This window comes from Streptomyces hokutonensis, from assembly GCF_000376565.1.
Taxonomy (GTDB): Bacteria; Actinomycetota; Actinomycetes; order Streptomycetales; family Streptomycetaceae; genus Streptomyces; species Streptomyces hokutonensis.
In genome coordinates this window covers 39,919-60,770 of the sequence record NZ_BARG01000102.1, presented here as the reverse complement: position 1 = coordinate 60,770, position 20,852 = coordinate 39,919, and the positions used below count along the sequence as shown (strand labels likewise).

The window sequence follows — 20,852 nt, the reverse complement described above, 5'->3', positions numbered from 1 at the left end:
GCGCGGGTGCCTACCCAGCACCGACCCAGCTGCGCGGGTGCCTACCCAACACCGACCCAACTCCCCGGCACCCTCTCAACACCGGCCCAGTCAGCCCCCCCACCCCCCAACCCAAATCACCGCCCGGTCAACCGGCAACGGCCGACCGGGCGGGAGCGTGCTGGGACCGGTGTTCGTCCACCGGAAGTTCGACCTCACTGACGAACCGGTGGGCAGGTTTCTCCGATCCAACCCCCACCCGGCGCGCGGGCCGGGCCGATGCCGGCGTAGACACCACCGCCGTCGGCAAAGGCGCGGGCTCAGGGGCGGAAAGCATGAACCAAACAACCTTCCCGGACTCCCCCTCCGCCCGAACCCCCCAGCTCTCGCTGACCGCCGCCACCATCGCAAGCCCCCGCCCACACGTGGCAGTGGCCGCGACGTCGGAGATGTCGCCGGCGACAGGGAGCCGGGGATCGTGGTCGTGCACGGAGACGACGAGGTGGTCGAGCAGCAGCTCGATCTCGACGGTGCACGTCTTGTCGGGCTGGGCGTGCCGGTGGACGTTGGTCAGGAGCTCGGTCACGCCGAGCGCCGCCCGGTCTATGAGTGGATCGAGATGCCAGTAGCGCAACTGCGCAGATACGATTCTGCGGACCTGGCCGATCCGCGACGGCAGGGCTTGGAGCTCTACCGCGCAGTGCCTGCTTGGGTGAGTGATCACGGCTGCGACTCCCCGACGAGAGGCCCGGAAGAACACGGAGTTCGGATCCAGCAGGCTGGTCGAGGGAAATAGGCCGCCTGCTGTTGTGCCCGGCGGCTGGTTCGCAGCGTTATCGCCGGTAAACCCAGAGTGACGTGAGACCAGAGTGACGCAGGTGCTGCGGTCCCGCAACTCGCCGCACTTTGCTGTACCTGCTGACGTTTGCCACTCCTCGCCGCACGCCCGCGACACCCGCCGCCGACCAGTCAGCCGCCCCCACGCCCGGCAGCCTTACGCACGGCCTCGATGAACCGCCGTGCCGCAGGAGGCCCGGGCTGCCCTGGCGCAGGGTCGTGCTCGCCGAGCGTCAACAGGTACCGATTCCCGTTCAGGTCGGCCAGCGCCCGGTCCTCCGGGGCGAACCAGGGCTTCGACGCGCGTACCGCCTGCACCGGCGCGCTGTCGATCTCGCTGCCGTAACTGGTGAGCAACTCCAGCCTGCCGTCATTGATCCGGACCTGTCCGGCCCGGGTGAGTGACCGCAGCCGCTTCCCGATCCGCACGCCCGTGGCCGTGAATTCCGGCTCCGCCATGCTTCCCCGCCCCCTTGGTCCAGGACATCTCGTGATCCAGTGTGCGCCCCCGTTCAGGACGTTCGTCCCGCTCCGGTGCAGTCTGCCCGCACCGGGCGTCGAGCACCAGTACGCACGAGGCGGTCACGGTGAGTACCCGGAGCACTCGCATAAATGCGCCCCCCACTGTCACCGTGATCGCTCCCCAGGGCTGCCTTTGACCTCCCCAAAGGGACGTTTATGCAGGTGAGAAGCGTGCTGAAGGTGCATATGATCGAGGTGTCGGCCGTGCGAAGCGCTGTCGGCGCGAAGCGTAAGGAGCCCCGCCGTGAGCACCACCCCACAGGCCCCGACCGGTGCCACCCTCGATGTCGACCGCAGCGACGCCGCCTACCGGAGCTGGCTGAAAGAGGCCGTCCGCAAGGTCCAGGCCGACGCGAACCGCTCCGCGGACACCCACCTCCTGCGCTTCCCGCTGCCCGAGCACTGGGGCATCGACCTGTACCTCAAGGACGAGTCGACCCACCCCACGGGCAGCCTCAAACACCGCCTGGCCCGCTCCCTCTTCCTCTACGGCCTGTGCAATGGCTGGATCCGGCCCACCCGCCCGGTGATCGAGGCGTCCAGCGGCTCCACCGCCGTCTCCGAGGCGTACTTCGCCAAGCTGATCGGCGTCCCCTTCATCGCGGTGATGCCCCGCACGACCAGCGCCGAGAAGATCCGACTGATCGAATTCCACGGCGGGCGATGCCACTTCGTGGACGACTCGCGCAAGATGTACGAGGAGTCGGCCGCCCTGGCGGTGGAGACCGGCGGCCACTACATGGACCAGTTCACCTACGCGGAGCGCGCCACGGACTGGCGAGGCAACAACAACATCGCCGAATCCATTTTCCGCCAGCTGGAGTTGGAGCGTTTCCCGGAGCCCGCGTGGATCGTCGCCACGGCCGGCACCGGCGGCACCTCGGCGACGCTCGCGCGCTACGTCCACTACACGCAGCGCGACACCCTGGTCTGTGTCGCCGACCCGGAGAACTCCTGCTTCTTCGAGGGCTGGACCACCGGCGATCCGGACGTCACCTGCGACTGCGGCTCCCGTATCGAGGGTATCGGCCGCCCCCGGATGGAACCGAGCTTCGTACCGGGCGCCGTGGACCGCATGATGAAGGTCCCGGACGCGGCCAGCGTCGCCGCCGTACGAGCCCTGGAGCAAGCCATCGGCCGCAAGGCGGGCGGCTCCACCGGTACCGGCCTCTGGAGCGCCCTGAAGATCATCGCCGAGATGGTGGCAGCGGGCCGACAGGGCAGCGTCGTAACCCTGTTGTGCGACCCGGGCGACCGCTACCTGGACAAGTACTACTCGGACGAGTGGCTGACGGAACAGGGCCTGGACATCACGCCGTACAGCGAGGCGATCACATCGCTGCTGAAGACGGGAGTATGGCCGAACTGAGCTTGTGAACGCCCTTGGTGGAGCGCCCCGACAGGGGCGCGGGGCTGTGTCGATCTGCGGCTCCGCCGCGCGGGCGCGCCCAGCCACAACGGACCCGCAGACGACAACGAGCCCTACTTCTCCAACCGCCGATCCAACGCAGCCACCGCCCCCTTGAACGCCCGCCCCAACCCAGGCCGAGCCAACCGCACCACACCCCGAAACACAGCGTTCCCATCCGCGGCGAATGTCCACTGAACCCGCGTTCCGCCCGCGGCGCCTGGCGTCAACCGCCACTCCTCGACCAGCGCGCGAGCGCCCGGCGCGTTGGTCGCGTCGACGCGATAGGCATACGTCTCCGGCGACTTGGCCACCAGCACGCTCTCCTCGAACCGCGTCCCGCCCAGCAGCCGAACCTCACGCCCCGTTCCGTCCTCGGTGGGCCGAGCCGATGTCACCGCCGAGAACCACTCGCTCCAGCCGGCCACGTCCTCGGCGAGCGCATGGAACACCGCCTCGGGCGGCGCGGTGATCTCGCGCGCGAAGACGAGGCGCACGGGGGCGGTCTCGACGAAGTCGACTCCCACCGGGCGCAGACGGTGAGCCATGGTGAAACCTCCTCTGCGCAAAGGTGGTTCGAGGCGGGCGCGGCGCCACGATAGCTGACGACCCGTCAGATGTCTGCGTCCTCGTCGGGTTCGCCCGCCACCACAAGCCGCCGCAGATGCTCGGAGATGTCCTCGCGCGCCTCGGCCGGCAGCCCCGCGTCCGTCACCAGCGTGTCGACCTGCTCCAGCGCGGCGAACGAACTCAGGCCCACCGTCCCCCACTTGGTGTGGTCGGCGACGACCACGACCCGCCGCGCGGACTGCACGAGCCTGCGGTTGGTCTCGGCCTCGGCGAGGTTCGGCGTGGACAGCCCGGCCTCGACCGATATGCCGTGGACGCCGAGGAAGAGCATGTCGAAGTGGAGTGCCGCGATCGCCTGGTCGGCCACCGGGCCCACCAGCGAGTCGGAGGGGGTCCGCACCCCGCCGGTCAGGACGACCGTCGCCGCGCCCTGCCGCTGTCCCGAGGTGCGCTGTGCCGCGTGGAAGACGTCCGCCACCCGCACGGAGTTGGTGACCACGGTGAGATCGGCGACCTCGAGGAGATGGTGCGCCAGCGCGTACGTCGTCGTACCGCCCGAGAGCGCGATCGCCGTGCCGGGCGCGACGAGTTCCGCCGCGGCGCGCGCGATGTCCTCCTTGGCGGTCAGTTCAAGACCCGACTTCGCCTCGAAGCCCGGCTCGTGCGTGCTCGCCTCGACGACCGGTACCGCCCCGCCGTGCACCTTCTCCAGAACGCCCTGACGGGCCAGCGCGTCGAGGTCGCGGCGGACCGTCATGTCCGACACGCCGAGCTTGCGGGTCAGTTCGTTGACGCGGACGCCGCCGCGGCGCCGGACCTCGTCGAGGATCAGGGCGCGCCGCTGCTCCGCGAGGAGGTTCTGATTCTCACTCACGTACGCTCCGGTCCTTTCGCCTCAACCCGTCCGACCGTCCTGCGCACCGGCTCGGAGCAGGACCTTCGTCCCGGCTGCGGTGCGCGGACGTCCCATCCTCGCACGCCCCCGCAAGCACTGCGCCATCGCCTGTCCCGACGCGCACATGTCATCGGGACCTCATGCGTCCCCCGCGTTGTCACACGGATCGGGGAGATTCGGTGACAGGGCGTGTGCGACGCGCCGAAAGGGGCGATCCTGGTGTGCACACGAACACAGTCAGACGGTACGTCACGGGGGATGTGCGAACAGTGGAGCGTGTGCAGGAACATGCCGTCACGAGCGGGGCCGACGAGCCCGCCGTACGGCCCGACCGGACCGAACCCGCCCTGGAACTCCTGGTCCACGGAGTCGGCGGCGCCACACCAGAGGAAATGCTCGGTGATCCGCGCACGGTGCGGATCACCGGCGACGACACGGCGGCCGTCTTCCGGCGCACCGCCGACGTCGACGCCGAGTCCAGAACCGCCGACGGCCGCACCGGACCGATCCGCGAGGCGTACGTCTGGTGCAACCTGACCTCCGGCAACGGCACCCGCGCCCTGTGGCTGTTGCTGCTGCCGTTCATGGTCGTCAACCTGGCCCACTGGATGCGCCCCACCGCCCGCGACCGGAAACGGACGGTGCGCTTCTACGGCCTGCTGGTGCGACTCGCGGGACTCACCCTGACCGTGCTGCTCGTGGCGGCGGCCTGCGAGGTCGCCCTCGATCTCGCCGCCTGGCAGTGCGCGGGCACGCGCGCGTGCGCCGAGCGCCACTCCTGGCTGGGCTTCCTGTCGCCCGCCGTGTCGCACGACAGCTGGTGGAGCCGCCCCGGCCGCCGCCTCGGCCTCGCCGCACTGGTGCCGACCGCAATGACCGTCCTGCTCTGGTACCTCTCGCGCCGCACCTGGAGCGAGTACGAGTCCCAGCAGCCGATGCCCCGCAGAGCCGAACCCGACGACGAGCCCGACGGCAGCGCCCTGGGCAGGCCCGGTTTCTGGTACGGCCGCCGCCTGGTCGCACGGCTGCGCGCCGCCCACACGGCGGCGGGCCTCCTGACCGTCGCCGCGGCCGTCACCGTCTCGGCGGCCGGCTTCGACCGCGGACCCGACGGCTCCCACGCACTGGCCGGCCTCGGCACGCTCCTGGAGACGGCGCTCGCCGGCCTCGCCTTCGTCGTGGTCTACGTCGTGTGCCGCCGGGGCCGCAGCGAGCACCGTCTCGACCAGGCCCTGGACCGCCGTCTCGTACGACGCCTGCCGCTCGGCGCGCTCCTGCTGCTCGTCCTCGCCCTGCTGTACGCCGGCTGGTCGCGTCCGGGATGGGAGTCCTCCGGGCGGCTGCCGGGAGATCCCGTCTTCGGTGGAATCGCCCTGGTCCAGGGACTGCTGGTGATCGCCCTGGCGGTCGTCGCCCACCTGCTGCACCGCACCCACCCCGACCCGCGCGCCGCGATGCGCGGCCTCGGCGGACCGGCCGTCGCGATGCTCGCCTGCGCGCTCGGCGGTGTGATGTCCGGCGGGGTGTCCCAGCGGGTCTCCGACTGGCTGGACGGCACCGGTACGTCCATCGCGGGCCCGCCCGTCCTGCTCACCTGGCAGGCCTCGGTGATCCCGCTGCTCCTGGTCGTCGTACTCGTCCTCTGCGCCCTGCTGGGCCACCGCGCCTGGCGGCTGCGCCGCAGCGAACTGGCGGCCGTGGCGCTCGACTACCCGGGCGGGCGCAAGGACCGGACGCGCACCGCCCGGATCGCGAGCACCCGCGCGATGGCCACGCTCACCGACCGCGGCCCCCTCCTCGTCGCCGTCACCGCGACCGCCACCCTGCTCCTGGGCGCCGGAGCGCTGATCGGCGCCTTCACGACCGACAGGACACCGTCGCGGGCAGGGCAGGAGGGCCACGCCTTCGTGCACGGCGCCGCCCAGACCTCCCAGGGCCTCGGCTCCTGGCTGATCGGGCTCGGCTTCATCCTCTTCGTCACCTGGGGCAGACGCGCCTACAAGGACCCCTCCGCGCGGCGCACCATCGGCATCCTGTGGGACGTCGGCACCTTCTGGCCGCGCGCCGCCCACCCCTTCGCGCCGCCCTGCTACGCCGAGCGCGCCGTCCCCGACCTGACCTGGCGGATCGCCACCTGGACCCGCGCCACCGGCGGCCGGCTCGTCCTCTCCGGCCACTCCCAGGGCAGCGTCCTGGCGGCGGCCGCGGCCTGGCAACTCAAACCGGCCCAGCGCAAACGAGTCGCCCTCCTGACCTACGGCTCACCCCTGGAGCGCCTCTACGGCCGCTGGTTCCCCGCCCACTTCGGACCGGCCGCGCTCAGCCGCCTGCACCACGAGGTCGACTGCTGGCGCAATCTGTACCGGCTCACCGACCCCATCGGAGGCCCGGTCCGGCTGACCGGCGACTGCGGCCCCGAGGTGGACCACGGCCCCCTCAAGGACCCGCTGGAGTACGGCCGTACCGCCCAACACCCGCTGCCCGCCCCGATCCTGGGCCACTCCGACTACCAGGCCGACCCGGCGTTCGCCGTGGAACGGGAACGGCTGCTGGCCCGGCTGCGGCCCGAGGTGCCGCCTCAGGGCAGCTCGGGCAGGTCGTCCGCGTAGAGGAGGGTCAGGTCGTCCGTGCTCGGCTCCTCGACCTGGGCGACCCGGCTCGCGTGCCGCTCCACCATCGCCTCGAAGGTCTGCCGCGCGGTACGGCCGTTGCCGAACGCGGCGCCCTTCGGGATCGCGGTGAAGTACTTCGTCAGCCCCTCGGACGCGCCCTCGGCCAGCCGGTACTCGTGCTCCTCGGCCTGCTGCTCGACGATCCTGAGCAGTTCCTCGGCGTTGTAGTCGCTGAAGGTGATGGTCCGTGAGAAACGGGACGCCACACCGGGGTTGACGGAAAGGAACCGCTCCATCTCGGCCGTGTAGCCCGCGACGATCACCACGACCGCGTCCCGGTGGTCCTCCATCAGCTTCACCAGCGTGTCGATGGCCTCTTTACCGAAGTCGCGGCCCGAGTCCTCCGGGGAGAGCGCGTACGCCTCGTCGATGAACAGCACCCCGCCGCGCGCCTTGTCGAAGGCCTCCTGGGTGCGGATCGCCGTGGAGCCGATGTGCTCGCCGACCAGGTCGACGCGGGACACCTCGACGAGATGCCCCTTCTCCAGGACGCCGAGCGAGGCGAGGATCTCGCCGTAGAGCCGGGCGACCGTCGTCTTGCCGGTGCCGGGGGAGCCGGTGAAGACCAGGTGCCGTTTGACGGAGGCCGCCTTGAGGCCGGCCTGCTGGCGGCGGCGGCCCACCTCGATCATGTCGATCAGGGAGCGCACCTCGCGCTTGACGCTGTCCAGGCCGACCAGACCGTCGAGTTCACCGAGGACAGCCTTGGAGGTGCGGGACTCCTTCTCCGGCTCCGGCGCGCTGACCGGGGGCGCCTGCTCGGCGGTGCGCTGGCCGGGGATCGCGCCCAGCACACTCGTCGCCTGGCTCGCCGTCTCCACGGCCGTCTCATGGGCGGTGGGCTGCTTGAGGCCGCTCTCGTCGCTGGTGCAGTCCTCGACGACGGGTCCGGTGCCGGGCCCCGCCTCCGGTCCGGCGTCCGCGAACTCGTAGCCACCGCGCGCACACCGCTCCGTACGGCACTTCTTGAGCGTCGTACGACAACCGTCTATGACGTGGAAGCCGTAGCCGCCGCTGCCTGTCACGCGGCAGCCCTGGAAGGTGCCCCTGCCGCCCGCGGAGACGTAGAAGCCGGCCTCGGCGGGGGAGTCGACCGTGCAGCGCTCGATGGTGGGGTCGGCGCCCTTGGTGACGATCACGCCGGTCTGGGTGGCGTCCACCGTGCAGTTGTTCAGGGTGCCGCCGCTGCCGTGGTCGCGGAACCAGGCGCCCGTGGCCGCGTCCCGGATCCGGCAGTCGTCGAGCTGCGCGGTCGCGCCGTCGCTCACCGACACGGCCGTGTTGCGCACCTGGGAGATGTCGCTGTCGACGACGTCCGCGCGGGAGCCGCGGTCGAGGACGAACAGTGCGTCCGGTACGTCGTGGACCCGGCAGGAGTCGAGGACCACCGTCGCGCCGTCGCTGACCCACACCGCCGGATAGTCGCCGGTGCTGTCGAAGATCTCGCACTGGTTGGCGTCCACGCGCGTGCCCGGGTCCCACACCGACAGTCCGTTGCGCCCGAACTGACGCACCGTCGTCCGGGTCAGCGTCAGGACCGAGCGGGAGCGCAGGTCGACCGCGTTCTCCGGGATGTCGTGGATACGGCAGTCGGCGAGCGTCAGCACCGCGTCCGTGTCGAGCGTGATGCCGTCCGCGGCCGTACGGTGCACATCGCAGTCGGTGAGGTGCGCGGTGGCGCGGGCGGTGATCTGGACGCCGCTGCCGCGCGTCTCGTAGACCTCGCAACCCACCGCCTCCAGCGAGGAGTTCTCGCCCGTCGCGGACAGACCCACTCCTGAGGCGTGGTGGATGCGGCAGCGCTCCAGGCGCGGGTGGCCGCCGGCGCGGACCGCGACGCCCGCCTGGCCGGCCGAGACGACCTCGCACTCCTCGAACACCCCGCCACCGCCGTCGAGTACGGCGATCCCGATGCCGGCCGGGTTGTCGACGGTGCAGCGCCGGACGGTGGGGCGGGCGCCGCCGCGCACCTCGATGCCGGACGCGGAGCGCGTGACGATCCGAAGATCCGTCAACTCCGGTGTCCCGTCCTCGACAAGGAGGGCGGGCGCGGCCGAGTCCTGGCCCTCGACATGCAGGTCCTGGACGATCGCCGAGGCGCGCACGGTCAACGGCACGCCGTCCAGGGGCGCGATGCGCACCGAGCCGGGCGAACCCTCCGGTCCGCGCAGGGTCACCGACCGCTGCACGACGAGGTTCTCGCGGTAGGTGCCGGGAGCGACGGTCAGTACGTCGCCCTCGGCCGCAGCCTCCAGGGCGGCGGCGAGCGACGCGTACTCACCTGTGCGGCGCCGCCACCGCGATGTGCCGGTGTGCGTCACCTGGACCGTGCCCTGTGCCATGGCGCTGCTGTGCCCCCACCTCGTGGTACGCGGGTTGATGCCGAAGCCTTCGCCGGTCCACCGTAGCGTGCGTGCGGGCGGTGGGTTGACCAGAGCCGGAAGGCTGTCAGCTGCCGGTGCCGGTCCGGCCCCAGTCCGGGCCCGCCCGCTCCCACGCCCGGTCCCAACGCGCGTACCTGCGGCGGACCATGCGCCACAGCACGAACCGCCGTCCGCTGTCGACGAGCCCGGCGGTCAGCAGCGCCGCACCGAACCCGGCGAGCACGGCGTGCGTCGTCGCGGTGGCCGAGTCCAGCGGGCGGGCCACTATGTGCCCCTGCCGGTCCGTCCAGACCTTGAAGTGGTCGCCCTGGTGCGGGGTGTTGAGACTCGCCATCACCGCGCCGTGCTGGACGGTGCCGTCCGGCGCGGTCCAGTCGGCGAGGACCCGGGTGCGGATGTCCCGGGCGGTGGCCGAGTCGGGGTCGGGGTCCAGCTCGGCCCCCTTCAGCTTCCTGACCACCGTGGCCGTCACGGCGTGCCGGTCCGCGCGCTGCTCACGCACCGACCGCTGCAGGCTGTCCTGCGCGACGGCGCCGACGAGCGAACCGATCAAGGGCGCGGCGACCAGGACCACCAGCATGACCACGAGGGCCAGCCAGGCCTCGACCAGATCGGTCGCGCGACGCAGCGGATTGTGCCGCCAGCGCCACAGACCCCTGATTGCTCCCACCGTCCCGCACCCCCTTCCCGCTCCGTGATAACTCCTGGGAGAGCTGTCCACGCGAGATCAGTGCCGAAGAGAGAGCGAAATCACCTCTCCCGGGGTCTCTCATGAACTTCTCACGGGATCTCAACGACCGGGCCCACGGGGAGGGTTCCCGCCCAGCGCCTCCGACGGTGGATCTTCGCCTAGGCGAGAATCCGGACCGGATCACCGACGCGGATCGTGCCGGTGGACAGGGGCACCAGGTTCTGCCCGAAGATCAGCCTGCCGCCGATACGGCGGTGCCGGCCCAGCGTGCGCAACGGCTCCTTGCCGCGCCCGGCGGTGGCCTGGTCGGTGGTGGTCACGACGCAGCGCCCGCACATCTTCGCGACCCGGAAAGTGACCTCGCCGATCGCCACGCGCGACCAGTCGTCCTCGGCCCAGGCGGCCGTACCCGCCACGACCGCGTTGGGCCGGAACCGGTTCATGGGCAGCGGCCCCTCGGCGGGGTGATCGCCCTGTGCGATCAGGGAGTTGAGAGCGTCCAGGGACGCCTCGGAGGTCAGCAGCAGCGGATAGCCGTCGGCGAAGCCGACCGTCTCACCGGGAAATCCGTACTCGGGGTCGACGGGGCGGCGCGTGGCCGGATCGTCCATGTGGACGAGACGGACTCCGAACCCCAGATACGCGCCGCACCACACGTGCGCCGCGACCGGGGCCGGCACCGCGTCCACCTTGGTGCCGAAGATCTCCATCGGCACGGTGGCGACCGGCTCCGGAACGGGCACGGTCAGCGGGTCGAGGCCGGGCGCGGACAGACGGACACCGCCGCCGGGCAGAAGCTCGGCGGCGGCCAGTGCGAGACGCGGGTGCTCGCGTTGCGTGACGACCTTTCCCCCGTCGTCGATCAGCGCCCAGCGTCGGTCTCCGGCCAGCCCCCAAGGCTCCACCTGAGCCTCCCGGGGAGAGAAACCCCGGAGCGCCTTGACCGGATGAACGTGGATCGACCGCAGCTCCGCATTCCCCATCACTCCATCGTGCCAGGCGGCACCGACAGCGCAGGGTGCGGATCAGTAACCGCGGTACTGCTGGTTGTTGCTGTACGGGTCCTGCTGGTACGGAGCGGGGGCCGGGCGGGGAGCCGCCGGACGCATCGCCTCGTAGCCGGCCGGAGCCGCCATCGGACGCGGCTGCTGTTGCTGCTGGCCGTAACCGCGCGGCGGGGCCTGCTGCGGGATGTAGGCGGCGGGCGCCTGCTGCAGCGGTGACGGCTGTTGCGCCTGCGGGTAGCCGTAGGGGGTCTGCGAGGGACCCGCCGGGAGGGCGGGCAGCGCCGACGGCAGCGCGGGCAGGTTGCTCCCCGGCATGTCGTACGCGGCGGGAACCCGGATCGGGGCGATCTGCGGGGTCCCCCGCTCGGCCACGAGGGAGTCGTAGATCGGAGTGTCCGGGAAGGAGGCGGAGTAGTAGCCGCCGCCATAAGTGGAGCGGGGGGAGGTCATGGCACATAAGTTAAGCCCACGATGTGGTGGTTGGGGAGACCGATTAGAGGGTTGTTTTCCGTGTCGGCAGTGGCATGGGATCCCCAATGCGAGCGAACTTGTCAAAAAAGGGCATGGATCCGTGTTCGGATCGTGTAAAGCGCGAGTTCCCGGCCGGTTACCAGCGGTTGGCCACGGGTGTTGCCGCGCTCCTCATGGGCGTTCGCGGCCCCGGGGAATAGGTTGTGGGAGTAGACACCCAATGGGCTGCCGGGGCGTGTCCTGGCACGGTGACACGCGATGGGGGCAGGACATGTCAATGCCGAAAGGATCGAATGTTCCGGTGCCGACGACGGCACTGCGCGTCGAATTGGGGTGGCGGCCCGGCCCCGGAGTCCCCGACGCGGACGCCTCGGCCCTGCTCCTGGTCGACGGGAAGGTCCGCACCGACGCCGACTTCGTCTTCTACAACCAGCCGACGCACTCCTCCGGCGCGGTCCGCCACGAGGGCAAGAACAACGCCGGCGGGCGGATGACCGACACCCTGCTCGTCGACCTCGCGCGCGTGGAGCCCGCCGTGGACCGCGTCGTCCTCGCCGCCTCCGCCGACGGCGGAACGTTCGGCCAGGTCCCCGATCTGTACATCGAGGTCCGGGACGCCGCGCAGAACACCGTCGTCGCCCGATTCGACAGCACGGGCGCGACGGTCGAGACCGCCTTCGTGCTCGGCGAGTTCTACCGCCGCCAGGGCGCCTGGAAGTTCCGGGCCGTCGGCCAGGGCTACGGCACCGGGCTCGAAGGCCTGGCGACCGACTTCGGCATCACCGTGGACGAACCGCAGCAGGCGGCGCCGGCCGTCACCATGCCGCCGCCCTCGGGACCACCGGTGAACCTGCCCCCGCCGCCAGTGACCGTGGCGCCGCCCGTGACGGTGATTCCGCCCCCGATGCCGCCCACCGCGCCCACCACGCCCGTGCGGCTGTCGAAGGTGACGCTCACCAAGGCGGCCCCCTCGGTGTCCCTGACCAAGCAGGGCGGCACCTCGGGCGCCATGCGCGTGAACCTCAACTGGGAGGTGCGCAAGCAGTTCTCGGGCTGGGGCAGCAAGCGCGGCCGGGCGGTCGCGATGCACGCGGACCTCGACCTCGACCTGTGCGCCCTGTACGAACTCGCCGACGGCCGCAAGGGCGTCGTCCAGGCCCTCGGCAACGCGTACGGCTCCCTGCAGCGGCCCCCGTACATCCACCTCGACGGCGACGACCGCACCGGCGCGTCCGCGAGCGGCGAGAACCTCACCGTCAACCTCGACCACATCAAGGACTTCCGGCGCATCCTCGTCTTCGTGACCATCTACGAAGGCGCCCGTTCCTTCGCCGACCTGCACGCCACGGTCACCCTCCAGCCCCAGCACGGCGCCGCGATCGACTTCTCGCTCGACGAGTGCACGGTCCCCTCCACGGTGTGCGCGCTCGCCCTGATCACCAACACCGGGGGCGACCTCGTCGTCCAGCGCGAGGCCCGCTACCTCGTCCCCGACCGAGGAGTGAGCCCGCAGCGGACCGTCGACCGCATCTACGGGTGGGGCATGAACTGGACCCCGGGTCGCAAGTGAGCGCTCAGCTCTCCTCGCCGACGACGGCGTCAGGACGCGTGTAGGTGCGGCCCTTCCAGGCCGCACCGCGTCCCCTGTAGTGCTGCACCGCGGAATCGACCGTCATCAGGAGGTACAGAAACGCGGTGAACGGCAACAGGGGAGCGAGCCACAGCGGCTGCCCGTAGTAGCGGAGCATCGGGACGTACGTCCCCGTCATCACCAGCCATGCGAGCCCGCCGAGAACCGCGGCCCCCGCACTGCCCGCGCCCAGCCCCGCGAACAGGGCCACCGGGGGCACGAGATACACCATTGCCAGCCCCAGGACGGTGCCCAGGAGGAGCAGCGGGTTGTGCCGCAGCTGTGCGTACGCGCTGCGCGAGACCATCCGCCACAGGTCGTGCAGTCGCGGATAGGGGCGCACGCTGTCCACCCGCTCGGCGAGCCCCAGCCAGATGTGGCCCCCACCGCCTTTGACGGCACGCGCGAGTGCCACGTCGTCGATCACCGCGTGCCGGATGGCGTCCGGGATCCGCGCCCGCTCCGCCGTATCGGCACGCAACAGGACGCAGCCGCCGGCCGCCGCCGCGGTGCGGGCGCCCTTCCGGCCGATCCGGCGGAACGGATACAACTGCGCGAAGAAGTAGACGAACGCCGGCACCACCAGCCGCTCCCAGGGACTCTCCACCCGCAGCCTGGCCATCAGCGAGACGGCGTCGAAGCCACCGGTGCGCGCCGCCGCGACCAACTCCCGCAGACTGTCCGGGGCGTGCGCGATGTCCGCGTCCGTCAGCAGCAGATACTCGGGGCCACGCGCGCGTGCCAGTTCGACACCGTGCCGTACGGCCCACAGCTTGCCGGTCCAGCCCGCCGGCGGTTCACCGGGGGAGTCCACGGTCAGCGGCAACCCGCCCCGCGTCCGCGCGAGTTCGCGGGCCAGCTCCCCGGTGCCGTCCGAACTCCCGTCGTCCACAAGGAAGATCTCCGCCCGGCCGGGATAGTCCTGGGCGAGCAGCGAGGGCAGACTCTCCGGCAGTACGGCGGCCTCGTCGCGGGCCGGCACGACCACGCAGACCGACGGCCAGTCGTCCGGGTCCCTGCGGGCCGGCAGTCTGACGTCCGTGCGCCAGAAGAAGCCCTGACAGAGCAGCAGCCACAGCCAGGCGGCGAGTGATACGGCGGCGGTCCACGCGAGGGTGCTCACGGCCGCAGTTTGCCCCAAGGAAGCGGCTCCACAGAGGCCATCGTCTATCGTGGCCGGGTGAAGATCGCGCTCATGGACTCCGGAATCGGCCTTCTGGCGGCCACCGCGGCGGTACGGCGCGTACGCCCCGACGCGGATCTCGTGCTCTCCCTGGACCCCGACGGCATGCCCTGGGGACCGAGGACTCCGGAAGACCTCACGCGGCGCGCGCTCGCCGTCGCCGAGGCCGCCGCCGCGCACCGGCCCGACGCCCTGATCGTCGGATGCAACACGGCGACGGTCCATGCCCTGACCGCACTGCGGGACCTTCTGGAGCCGGGTATCCCGGTCATCGGCACGGTCCCGGCGATCAAGCCGGCCGCCGCCGGCGGCACGCCCTTCGCGATCTGGGCCACGCCCGCCACCACCGGCAGCCCCTACCAGCGCGGTCTCATCGAGGACTTCGCCGAAGGTGTGCCGGTGACGGAGGTTCCCTGCTGGGGACTGGCCGAGGCCGTGGAACACGCGGACGAGACGGCCATCGACGCCGCCATCGCCGCGGCCGCCGCGCTCACCCCCGACGATGTAACGACCGTCGTCCTGGGCTGCACCCATTACGAAATCGTCGCCGAACGCATCCGCGCCGCCGTGCAGCGCCCGGACCGTCCGCCGCTCGTCCTGCACGGCTCCGCCGACGCGGTCGCCGCCCAGGCGCTGCGCCGGATCGGTGCGCAGCCCGCACCCGAGGCGCCGGCCGACGGCACCCTGACGGTGCTGCTGAGCGGCCGTGAGGGCGCGCTGCCCGTCGAGGCGGCGGCCTACGCGGAAGGCCGGCTGCTGCGGGCCGTCACCCCCGCCCACTGACCACCGGCAATGAAGCGGACGCTGTGCGTCCACTTTGTCGTCGCGCAAAACGGTCACCCTGTGCAACGCGGTACCCGCGCAGCGAAACCTGAGTAGTCTCGTAGGCATGAGGGACCACCCCCGCGACGAAACCTTCCCGCAGACCGAGATCTGGACCGGGCGGGCGACCAACCGGTTCCAGTGGCTGCTGGCGCTCGCCGGTGCCGCCTGCATGGCGCTCGGCATCGAGCTGGCGGTGGACTCCGCCTGGACGTCCGGCGTCGCCCCGCTCGCCATGTCCGTCGTCGGGTGCATCGCGGCCGGACTGCTCATGCTGTTCGGGACGCTCGCCTTCGTGCACGTCGCCCTGAAGGTGGACACGGAGACCCTCGAAGTGCGCTGCGGCCACATCGGTGTCCCGCGCCGCCGCATCCCCCTAGCCAGCGTCGCGGGCGCCGAGTTCGAGCCGCACGTCACCCCGCGCCAGTGGGGCGGCTGGGGCTACCGCTGGCGGCCCGAGAAGGGCACCGCCGTCGTCGTACGGCGTGGTGAGGGCATCGTGCTGCGGCTGTGGGACGGGCACACGTTCACCATCACCGTGGACAACGCGGAGGCGGCCGTACGGATCATCACGGACCGGCTGGTGCCGCCCACGCCCGGCGCGGTGCACTGACCTCACCCTCGCACTTCATGGGGCAAGGCGGTCGCCACGCGCGCGTGCGTCCGGGACGGTGCGTGAGGCGTCGTCGGTGATCGGGTGGGCCGTGGCCAGTCCGGCGAGGAATCCCGCACCGGCCGTGACCGTGGTGAAGCTGAGCGCGTTGCCCACCGAGGCAATGACCGCGAGCCCTGTCAGCGCGGCCCCCGCGGTGAGCGCGATCGGAGTGGAGCGCGGAGTGCGCCACAGCGCGTGGAGCACCCAGCAGAAGGCCGCCGCCAGCAGGAACACGCCGACGATCCCCTGCTCGGCCGCCATCTGGAAGGGCGCCGAGTGCGGTTTACCGTCCGGCAGCAGGGCGTCGGCCGCCGCGTTGCTCAGCTCCCCGAAGCGCCCCGGGCCCACCCCCAGGGCGGAATCCCGATGCGCCATGTGCAGGGCGTCCTGCCACAGCTGCACCCGGTGAAGGCTCAACTGGCCCTCCAGGGACTCGGTGAGCCCGTCCGGCAGCACGTTCCCGGCGATGGCCCAGGTCGCCCCGGTCGCCAGCGCGGCGGCCAGACCGAGGCCCACGACACCGAGACCGCGGAGTCGCATCCGGCCGGCGGCGAACGAGCACAGCAACACCGCCGTACACGTGACGAACCCCGAGACCGAGCCCAGGACGAGCGCGGTGACCGTGATCCCGGCGGCCAGCAGCCGCAACGCGAGCCGCAGCGCCGGGGCCGGGGCGGCCCAGGCCGCACAGCACGCGGAACCGACGGCCAGGGTCAGCAGTGCCGCGGTGGCCCCGGCGTGGCCGAGCGGGGCGACGAACTGGGGGCCCGGGGCGACCCGCGGTTCGGCCAGCGCCAGACCGAGGCCCGCCAGCGCCCCGACACAGGGCGCGGCGACCGGCACGAGCGCCCCGGAGATCCGCCCCGACGCGTACCCGGCGGAGACCGCCAGGACCGCGAGCAGCACCCCCTCGGGCCGGCCGTCGTGCATCGCGGCGGTGATCAGCGACCACGCGGCACACGCCCCGAGCACCGCGACACCCACGGCATCCGAAACGTTTCGTCTCTCGCTGTCGGCGTCCGGACCGGTCGCCGACGCCATCCCCGTGGAACCCACCCCGCCGCCCCCTGAACCGAGCCCCCCGACCCGTGACCGACCCCGGCCGCCGGCCTGGACCGACCGCACGACAGGGGCTCCGGCACACCGTAACGGCTGATGACCGATTTGTGGACGAGTTGCGCAGGAACGATGCGGCTCCCGGCCTGTTCAGTGCCGCGTGCCGCCATCCGGACCGTGCTGTCGGCCCCAAGGTCAACCGCCGTACACTCCCGGAGTGACCGTCACCGCAACTTCCGTGGACGAGTCGGACCAGCTGGAGCCCCAGGCCGCGCCCGCAGCGCGCCTCGCCCGGCTCGTCCGTCTGGTCCCGGCCGCCGTAGCCGCCCTCTCCGGAGTGCTGCTCTACGTCAGTTTCCCGCCGCGCACGCTGTGGTGGCTGGCGCTGCCGGCCTTCGCCTGTTTCGGGTGGGTGCTGCGCGGCCGCAGCTGGAAGGCGGGCCTCGGCCTCGGCTACCTCTTCGGCCTCGGATTCCTGCTGCCGCTGCTGGTGTGGACCGGCGTCGAGGTCGGCCCCGGCCCCTGGCTCGCGCTGGTCGCGGTCGAGGCGATCTTCGTCGCGCTGGTCGGCGCGGCCATCACCGCGGTGTCGAAACTGCCCGCCTGGCCGCTGTGGGCGGCATCGCTGTGGATCGCCGGCGAGGCGGTACGCGCGCGTGCCCCCTTCCACGGCTTCCCCTGGGGCAAGATCGCGTTCGGCCAGGCGGACGGCGTCTTCCTGCCGCTCGCCGCGGTGGGCGGCACCCCGGTCCTCGGCTTCGCCGTCGTCCTGTGCGGCTTCGGCCTGTACGAGATCGTGCGGCTGGCCCTGGAGACCCGGCGCACCCATGAGGTACGGCGGTCCGCCGCGGCCGTGGCCCTGCTGAGCGTGGCCGTACCCGTCGTCGGCGCGGTGGCCGCGCGGTCCCTGGTGAGCGACAAGGCCGAGGACGGCACCACGACCGTCGCGGTCATCCAGGGCAACGTCCCGCGCGCGGGGCTGGAGTTCAACGCCCAGCGGCGCGCCGTCCTCGACTACCACGTCAAGGAGACACTGCGGCTGGCCGCGAAGGTCAAGGCCGGCAAGGTCGCGAAGCCCGACGTGGTCCTGTGGCCGGAGAACTCCTCCGACGTCGATCCGTTCGCCGACGCCCAGGCATACGCCGACATCGACGAAGCCGCGAAGGCGATCGGCGCGCCCATCTCGGTCGGCGGTGTGGTCGAACGGGGCGGCAAGCTCTACAACGAGCAGATCCTCTGGGACCCGGTGAAGGGCCCGACCAGCACCTACGACAAACGGCAGATCCAGCCGTTCGGCGAGTACCTCCCGATGCGCTCGCTCCTCGGGGCCATCAACAAGAACTGGACCAGCATGGTCCGCCAGGACTTCAGCCGGGGCACCAAGCCGGGCGTGTTCACCATGAACGGCGCCAAGATCGGCCTGGTCACCTGCTACGAGGCCGCCTTCGACTGGGCCGTGCGCTCCGAGGTCACCGACGGCGCCCAGCTGATCTCCGTGCCCAGCAACAACGCGACCTTCGACCGCAGCGAGATGACCTACCAGCAGCTCGCGATGTCCCGGGTCCGCGCGGTCGAGCACAGCCGGACCGTCACGGTCCCGGTGACCAGCGGCGTCAGCGCGATCATCATGCCGGACGGGAAGATCACCCAGAAGACAGGCATGTTCGTCGCCGACTCCCTGGTCCAGAAGGTGCCGCTGCGCTCCTCGGAGACACCCGCCACCAAGCTCGGCATCCTGCCCGAGATGGCCCTGGTCCTCGTCGCCGCGGGCGGCCTCGGCTGGGCGATCGGCGCGGGTCTGCGCCGGCGGCGCACGGGTGACGCCTAGCCATACACCCGCCGTATATCCGCCGCGCGCACGGCAGTTCGTGGAGTGGCCATGGATCGTCCCGTTAGGGTCTGACCATGGCTACTCCTGATTTCATTCGTACGATCCGGGAATCCGCCGGGCACCAACTGCTGTGGCTTCCCGGGGTGAGCGCCGTGGTCTTCGACGACGCGGGACGCGTGCTGCTGGGCAAGCGGTCGGACAACCACGAGTGGGCCTTGCCCTCCGGCATTCCCGAGCCCGGTGAGCAGCCCGCGGTGTGCGCGGTGCGCGAGGTGTTCGAGGAGACGGCCGTCGAGTGCGTCGCGGAGCGGGTCGTCATGGTCAAGGCCGGGGGGCCGATCAACTACCCGAACGGTGACGCCTGCCAGTTCATGGACATCACCCTGAAGTGCCGGGCCGTCGGCGGCGAGGCGGCCGTGAACGACGACGAGTCCCTGGAGGTCGGCTGGTTCGAGCTGGACGCGCTGCCCGAACTCAGCGACCACCAATTGTTCCGGATCAAGCAGACCCTGGCCGACGCACCCACATGGTTCGACGCCACTACTTCTGACTGAAGTATGGGCTCGGCCCCTGTGCGTTGGGGCTGCACGCCGCGGTCAAGGCGGTTGGCGGCTCGCGGGCAGACCCGTCAGACGGAGGAAGCCTTGCGGCCCCGCAGCGCGACAAGGGCCAGCAGTGCCGAGACCAGGGCCGCGCTGCCGCAGACGACGAAGCCGATCGAGTAGCCGTGGCCGAGGGCGTCCAGGGCGAGGGGGTGGAGGTCGGCCAGTTTCGGGGAGGCCGCCGAGGCGCCGTTCACCGCGAGTGGGCCGCCCTCCTCCAGTACGGCTGTGCCCGCGCCCTTCAGCGCCTGTGGCAGGGCGGAGTTGTCGAGGGAGTCGGTGAAACTGCTTGCCGCACGGCTCAGGGCGACCGCGCCGATGACGGCCGGGCCGAGGGTGAAGCCGAAGTCGCGCAGCAGGTTGGTGGTGGCGCTCGCCATACCCGCCAGGTGGGTCGGCACGGTGTTCACGGCCGTCGCCGTGATCGACGAGACGGTGATCGCGAAGCCCAGGCCGACCAGGCCGAGCGGCAGGATCAGTGAGGTGAAGGCGGTGTCGGTGATCGGGAGTGTGGCCGCCCAGTAGTCGCCCGCCGCGATCAACAGCAGCCCGGTGCCCAGGAGTAGACCGGGCGCGACGGTACGCAGCAGCCGTTCCGTCAGCGGCAGCATCGCCAGGGTGACGCCGTTGAGGAGGACGAACGCCAGGCCCGTGCGCATCGGAGCCTGGTCCTGCACCGGTCCGAGCCGGATGCTGACGGAGTAGGCGGTGCCGAGGAAGGCGAACATGCCCACCACCGCCACGACCGAAGCAACGGCGAAGGCACGGTTGCGGAAGAGATCCAGGCGCAGGAGCGGGGACTTGGCATGCTTCTCGGCCAGCACGAAGGCGGCGAGGAACACGGCCGCCAGGACGAAGGCGACGACGATCGAGGGCGAGGCCCAGCCGTCCGTCGGGCCCTGGATGATGGCGTAGAGCAGGGCGAACAGTCCCAGGCCGATGGTGACCTGTCCCGCGATGTCGAGTGAACGGCCCTCGGGGGCACTGGAGTTGACGGCGAACAGGGCGCTGACCGCGACGCTCGCCACGGCGACGGCGGTGACCACGACGAAGGACCAGCGCCAGGAGCCGTAGGTCGCCGTGACGCCGCCGAGCAGCGGGGCGATGAACCCGCCGGTGGACAGCAGGGCCGCCCACATCGCGATGACGCGGGCCCGTTGCGCGGGTGAGGTGGTGCCGGCGGCCAGGATGGCCAGCGAGGTCGGGAACAGTGCGGCGGCGCCCAGACCTGCCAGGGCCTGTCCGGTCCAGAGCTGGTGGACGCCGGACGAGGTGGCGCTGACCAACTCGCCCACGGCCAGCAGCGCAGCGCCGCCGACCAGCAGCCGCTTGCGGCCGAAGAGGTCGCCGAGCAGGCCGAAGGTCAGCTCCAGTACGGCGACCGGGAGCAGGAACGCGTCGGAGATCCAGGTGAGTTGGGAGCCGACCGGATGCAGGTCGGACTGGAACAGTCCGTTGAGGGTGGCCGGTATGGCCAGGCCGATCTGCGCGAGGCAGACGGCGAGGAGACCGGCGACCAGGGTGCCGGTGGTCAGGCCGGGGCCGGTGGCGGTTCTGGTGGAGGGTTCGGTCGGTTCGGTCGTCATCGACACGGAGGGCTCCTGATGCATGCAGGACGGGCGGGGACGGGAGGGAGA

At 71.5% G+C, this 20,852-nt stretch carries 18 protein-coding genes; 7 read left to right on the top strand and 11 right to left on the bottom strand.

All coding sequences use genetic code 11. The features are described from left to right. Positions 1-127 precede the first annotated feature (127 nt). Both SSP08S_RS49665 and SSP08S_RS49660 read right to left on the bottom strand, forming a co-directional pair. Positions 128-703 (bottom strand): ATP-binding protein, encoded by a 576-nt coding sequence (locus SSP08S_RS49665; RefSeq protein ID WP_019075128.1) that lies wholly within the window; start codon positions 701-703, stop codon positions 128-130. Between the two features lie 245 nt (positions 704-948). Further along, a complete protein-coding gene (locus tag SSP08S_RS49660; protein ID WP_019075127.1) occupies positions 949-1,275 on the bottom strand; it encodes a hypothetical protein in 327 nt (108 codons plus the stop codon). 307 nt (positions 1,276-1,582) lie between these two features. On the opposite strand from SSP08S_RS49660, the gene cds1 reads away from it, so the two are divergent. Next, positions 1,583-2,707, top strand: a complete 1,125-nt coding sequence (gene cds1 / locus SSP08S_RS49655) for an L-cysteine desulfhydrase Cds1 (protein ID WP_019075126.1) — start codon at positions 1,583-1,585, stop codon at positions 2,705-2,707. A 113-nt stretch (positions 2,708-2,820) separates the two neighbouring features. Here cds1 and SSP08S_RS49650 read toward each other — a convergent pair whose 3' ends face one another. Further along, positions 2,821-3,294, bottom strand: a complete 474-nt coding sequence (locus tag SSP08S_RS49650; RefSeq protein WP_019075125.1) for an SRPBCC family protein — start codon at positions 3,292-3,294, stop codon at positions 2,821-2,823. Positions 3,295-3,359: 65 nt separating this feature from the next. After that, positions 3,360-4,190 (bottom strand): DeoR/GlpR family DNA-binding transcription regulator, encoded by an 831-nt coding sequence (locus SSP08S_RS49645; RefSeq protein ID WP_019075124.1) that lies wholly within the window; start codon positions 4,188-4,190, stop codon positions 3,360-3,362. Positions 4,191-4,480: 290 nt separating this feature from the next. Between SSP08S_RS49645 and SSP08S_RS49640 the strand changes: the two genes are divergently transcribed. Beyond that, positions 4,481-6,820 (top strand): hypothetical protein, encoded by a 2,340-nt coding sequence (locus tag SSP08S_RS49640; RefSeq protein WP_019075123.1) that lies wholly within the window; start codon positions 4,481-4,483, stop codon positions 6,818-6,820. On the opposite strand, the gene SSP08S_RS49635 is transcribed toward SSP08S_RS49640, so the two are convergent. From SSP08S_RS49635 to SSP08S_RS49620, 4 genes are all read right to left on the bottom strand, one after another. Then, the gene (locus tag SSP08S_RS49635; RefSeq protein WP_019075122.1) at positions 6,790-9,225 is read right to left on the bottom strand and encodes a right-handed parallel beta-helix repeat-containing protein; all 2,436 of its coding nucleotides are present in this window, start codon (positions 9,223-9,225) and stop codon (positions 6,790-6,792) included. The genes SSP08S_RS49640 and SSP08S_RS49635 overlap by 31 nt on opposite strands. A gap of 106 nt (positions 9,226-9,331) precedes the next feature. Then, entirely contained in the window at positions 9,332-9,937 is a 606-nt protein-coding gene (locus tag SSP08S_RS49630) for an Rv1733c family protein (RefSeq protein WP_019075121.1), read from the bottom strand. A 179-nt stretch (positions 9,938-10,116) separates the two neighbouring features. Further along, complete coding sequence (locus tag SSP08S_RS49625) at positions 10,117-10,941, bottom strand: MOSC domain-containing protein (protein ID WP_019075120.1); 825 nt, start codon at positions 10,939-10,941, stop codon at positions 10,117-10,119. A gap of 42 nt (positions 10,942-10,983) precedes the next feature. Further along, complete coding sequence (locus SSP08S_RS49620; protein ID WP_019075119.1) at positions 10,984-11,415, bottom strand: DUF6643 family protein; 432 nt, start codon at positions 11,413-11,415, stop codon at positions 10,984-10,986. Positions 11,416-11,713: 298 nt separating this feature from the next. On the opposite strand from SSP08S_RS49620, the gene SSP08S_RS49615 reads away from it, so the two are divergent. After that, complete coding sequence (locus SSP08S_RS49615; protein ID WP_026179500.1) at positions 11,714-13,006, top strand: TerD family protein; 1,293 nt, start codon at positions 11,714-11,716, stop codon at positions 13,004-13,006. A gap of 4 nt (positions 13,007-13,010) precedes the next feature. Here the strand turns inward: SSP08S_RS49615 and SSP08S_RS49610 are convergent, their stop codons facing one another. Then, on the bottom strand, positions 13,011-14,189 hold the full coding sequence (locus tag SSP08S_RS49610; protein WP_019075117.1) for a glycosyltransferase: 1,179 nt from the start codon (positions 14,187-14,189) through the stop codon (positions 13,011-13,013). Positions 14,190-14,246: 57 nt separating this feature from the next. On the opposite strand from SSP08S_RS49610, the gene SSP08S_RS49605 reads away from it, so the two are divergent. Beyond that, positions 14,247-15,032 (top strand): glutamate racemase, encoded by a 786-nt coding sequence (locus tag SSP08S_RS49605; RefSeq protein ID WP_019075116.1) that lies wholly within the window; start codon positions 14,247-14,249, stop codon positions 15,030-15,032. A gap of 106 nt (positions 15,033-15,138) precedes the next feature. Continuing rightward, complete coding sequence (locus SSP08S_RS49600) at positions 15,139-15,684, top strand: hypothetical protein (protein ID WP_019075115.1); 546 nt, start codon at positions 15,139-15,141, stop codon at positions 15,682-15,684. 15 nt (positions 15,685-15,699) lie between these two features. Here SSP08S_RS49600 and SSP08S_RS49595 read toward each other — a convergent pair whose 3' ends face one another. Next, the gene (locus SSP08S_RS49595) at positions 15,700-16,767 is read right to left on the bottom strand and encodes an O-antigen ligase family protein (protein WP_051106144.1); all 1,068 of its coding nucleotides are present in this window, start codon (positions 16,765-16,767) and stop codon (positions 15,700-15,702) included. A 232-nt stretch (positions 16,768-16,999) separates the two neighbouring features. On the opposite strand from SSP08S_RS49595, the gene lnt reads away from it, so the two are divergent. Both lnt and SSP08S_RS49585 read left to right on the top strand, forming a co-directional pair. After that, on the top strand, positions 17,000-18,610 hold the full coding sequence (gene lnt, locus SSP08S_RS49590; protein ID WP_026179498.1) for an apolipoprotein N-acyltransferase: 1,611 nt from the start codon (positions 17,000-17,002) through the stop codon (positions 18,608-18,610). 77 nt (positions 18,611-18,687) lie between these two features. After that, positions 18,688-19,167, top strand: a complete 480-nt coding sequence (locus tag SSP08S_RS49585) for an NUDIX hydrolase (protein WP_026179497.1) — start codon at positions 18,688-18,690, stop codon at positions 19,165-19,167. Between the two features lie 74 nt (positions 19,168-19,241). On the opposite strand, the gene SSP08S_RS49580 is transcribed toward SSP08S_RS49585, so the two are convergent. Continuing rightward, complete coding sequence (locus tag SSP08S_RS49580) at positions 19,242-20,801, bottom strand: MFS transporter (protein ID WP_019075111.1); 1,560 nt, start codon at positions 20,799-20,801, stop codon at positions 19,242-19,244. Positions 20,802-20,852 lie beyond the last annotated feature (51 nt).

Excerpts from the sequence above, each read along its gene's own strand:
- SSP08S_RS49625 (WP_019075120.1), bottom strand. The coding sequence starts at position 10,941 with ATGGGGAATGCGGAGCTGCGGTCGATCCACGTTCATCCGGTCAAGGCG.
- SSP08S_RS49660 (WP_019075127.1), bottom strand. The coding sequence starts at position 1,275 with ATGGCGGAGCCGGAATTCACGGCCACGGGCGTGCGGATCGGGAAGCGG.
- SSP08S_RS49620 (WP_019075119.1), bottom strand. The coding sequence starts at position 11,415 with ATGACCTCCCCCCGCTCCACTTATGGCGGCGGCTACTACTCCGCCTCC.
- SSP08S_RS49580 (WP_019075111.1), bottom strand. The coding sequence starts at position 20,801 with ATGACGACCGAACCGACCGAACCCTCCACCAGAACCGCCACCGGCCCC.
- SSP08S_RS49600 (WP_019075115.1), top strand. The coding sequence starts at position 15,139 with ATGAGGGACCACCCCCGCGACGAAACCTTCCCGCAGACCGAGATCTGG.
- SSP08S_RS49650 (WP_019075125.1), bottom strand. The coding sequence starts at position 3,294 with ATGGCTCACCGTCTGCGCCCGGTGGGAGTCGACTTCGTCGAGACCGCC.
- SSP08S_RS49595 (WP_051106144.1), bottom strand. The coding sequence starts at position 16,767 with ATGGCGTCGGCGACCGGTCCGGACGCCGACAGCGAGAGACGAAACGTT.
- SSP08S_RS49585 (WP_026179497.1), top strand. The coding sequence starts at position 18,688 with ATGGCTACTCCTGATTTCATTCGTACGATCCGGGAATCCGCCGGGCAC.
- SSP08S_RS49635 (WP_019075122.1), bottom strand. The coding sequence starts at position 9,225 with ATGGCACAGGGCACGGTCCAGGTGACGCACACCGGCACATCGCGGTGG.
- SSP08S_RS49615 (WP_026179500.1), top strand. The coding sequence starts at position 11,714 with ATGCCGAAAGGATCGAATGTTCCGGTGCCGACGACGGCACTGCGCGTC.